The organism is Parendozoicomonas verongulae (genome assembly GCF_009711465.1).
Lineage (GTDB): Bacteria > Pseudomonadota > Gammaproteobacteria > Pseudomonadales > Endozoicomonadaceae > Sansalvadorimonas > Sansalvadorimonas verongulae.
Genome location: NZ_SMME01000585.1, coordinates 1 through 1,701, shown reverse-complemented (window position 1 = coordinate 1,701; position 1,701 = coordinate 1). Strand labels below are relative to the sequence as shown.

At 50.6% G+C, this 1,701-nt stretch carries 4 protein-coding genes; all 4 read left to right on the top strand.

Features of this window, described 5'->3' with window-relative positions; genetic code table 11:
- Positions 1-343 precede the first annotated feature (343 nt).
- The 4 genes from E1189_RS01695 to E1189_RS25695 all read left to right on the top strand — a co-directional run bounded on the left by E1189_RS01695 (position 344) and on the right by E1189_RS25695 (position 1,552).
- Positions 344-541, top strand: a complete 198-nt coding sequence (locus E1189_RS01695) for a RelB antitoxin-like protein (RefSeq protein ID WP_155158359.1) — start codon at positions 344-346, stop codon at positions 539-541.
- An 8-nt stretch (positions 542-549) separates the two neighbouring features.
- Entirely contained in the window at positions 550-846 is a 297-nt protein-coding gene (locus E1189_RS01690; RefSeq protein ID WP_155158358.1) for a type II toxin-antitoxin system RelE family toxin, read from the top strand.
- A gap of 428 nt (positions 847-1,274) precedes the next feature.
- Positions 1,275-1,427 (top strand): hypothetical protein, encoded by a 153-nt coding sequence (locus E1189_RS01685; protein WP_155158357.1) that lies wholly within the window; start codon positions 1,275-1,277, stop codon positions 1,425-1,427.
- Between the two features lie 2 nt (positions 1,428-1,429).
- Positions 1,430-1,552, top strand: a complete 123-nt coding sequence (locus E1189_RS25695) for a hypothetical protein (protein WP_268921567.1) — start codon at positions 1,430-1,432, stop codon at positions 1,550-1,552.
- Positions 1,553-1,701 lie beyond the last annotated feature (149 nt).

The window sequence follows — 1,701 nt, the reverse complement described above, 5'->3', positions numbered from 1 at the left end:
CATATGGTGCCGCCCCCTTCTCACATATGCTTTCAGGCGATTCTGATCCCTTATATCAGAGGGCTTAACAGGAAATACTTTTATCCAAATAGGTGTCGTTAAATTTAACGGCACTTTCCGTAATTAAAAACGATCACCCCAGTGATAGAAAGCAATCAGAAAAGTGATTAAAAACGATCTGCCAGCGAGTTAAAAACAACTCGCAAACGAGTCGAAATCAACTTGCCGCCATGCTAAAACAACACAAAGCCCCTGCAATCCTGCTACACCTTCCAGAAGGCCACCAGCAACAAACAGGCTTGCAGGCGGTCTAACGGATCATAAGAACAGTGGAGACAGCACAATGGCAGCTACACAGCCTACCCCCCAATACATAACCGACGAGCAGGGAAACCGGGTTTCTGTTGTCTTGCCAGTGGATGACTACCAAGAGCTGATAGACGATCTGGAAGACCTCGCTACCGTTGCAGAGCGACGCAAGGAGGACACTATCAGCCATGCCGATGTGGTGAAGAGTCTGAAGGCTGACGGCAAGCTCTGAGGTGATCCGTGGGCAATAACAAGCAAAAGTACGAACGCAGGTTCGAAGACAAGTTCGAATTGCAGTGGAAGCGCTCAGTCCTGAAGGAGCTTAGAAAGCTGCCAAAGGACACAGTAGGAAAGCTGGTGGACTTGGCGGAATCCTTAATAGCCAACCCCTACCCGGACGGGTGCCGCAAGCTGACAGGCACTGAGCATACGTACAAGGTTCGTGCTGGTAACTATCGCCTTGTGTACCAAGTACATAATGGGCGGTTAATTATTGAGGTGGTAAAAGTGGGACATAGAAAAGAGGTGTACCGGTAAGCCCTCCCCAGTTGCCAACCTTAAGAGCAAACAGTGTTTGTGATAACGCAAACACTCAGGGCGATAACACAAACCTTTTCGCCCAAACGTACCGAAATCAGTACGGAAAGCGTACCGGAACCGGTACAAAGCAGACCGAAAGCGGTTCCCCGTGTTTGCAAACTGCTAAAGGCTCCTGTTGTGGTTAACTCGCTCCTGCAAAATCAGGGGCCCGGATTGAGACCCGGCAACCTACAAGACGCACAGCCGCGTTAGCGGTTTTTTTTGTGCCATGCTTTCAGTGTACCCGCCAGTTATGACGGGGCTGGAGTGGCTACCTTCGGGTAGGCCGGTTCCTTGTAGGCCGGTAGTCTCAACCATTCCAGCCCTGTCACCAATCAAGATTGAGACCTTGGGTGACGGGCTCCATAACTACAAGGAGCCTTCACATGGCCATACAACAATACCGCCTTGCCATTGTTCGCAGTGCGCGCACTACCAGCACAGTCACCATTACCAGAACCAGCCACAGCACCGCTCAAGCTATCGCTGCCCGGATCGGCGCAGTAATCGTTCTCCGCAAGCCAGCAGGGAGAGCGTAACCATGAAAGCAAACAGCGCACACCCCGTTACCACCATTGATAAGACCATGGACAAGCCTGCGCAACTGGATAAATCTGTCCGGTTTAACCAACTGTGCAAATCAGCACGGTTTCCCCACTGGTAATCTTCTGTCTGCCGAGATTCCGGTATCTGGTGGCTGTCAATAATTGTCTAGTTCAAGAAGCCAGCCCCACGTGCGCATAGAACATAGAAGCATAGCCCTAAAATTTCAGGGCTACTTCTAAGAGTCTTCTCCAATACGAAATGAGCCTG

Bases quoted from the DNA above. Each gene is read 5' to 3' on its own strand.
- E1189_RS01695 (WP_155158359.1), top strand. From the start codon at position 344: ATGGCAGCTACACAGCCTACCCCCCAATACATAACCGACGAGCAGGGA.
- E1189_RS25695 (WP_268921567.1), top strand. From the start codon at position 1,430: ATGAAAGCAAACAGCGCACACCCCGTTACCACCATTGATAAGACCATG.
- E1189_RS01685 (WP_155158357.1), top strand. From the start codon at position 1,275: ATGGCCATACAACAATACCGCCTTGCCATTGTTCGCAGTGCGCGCACT.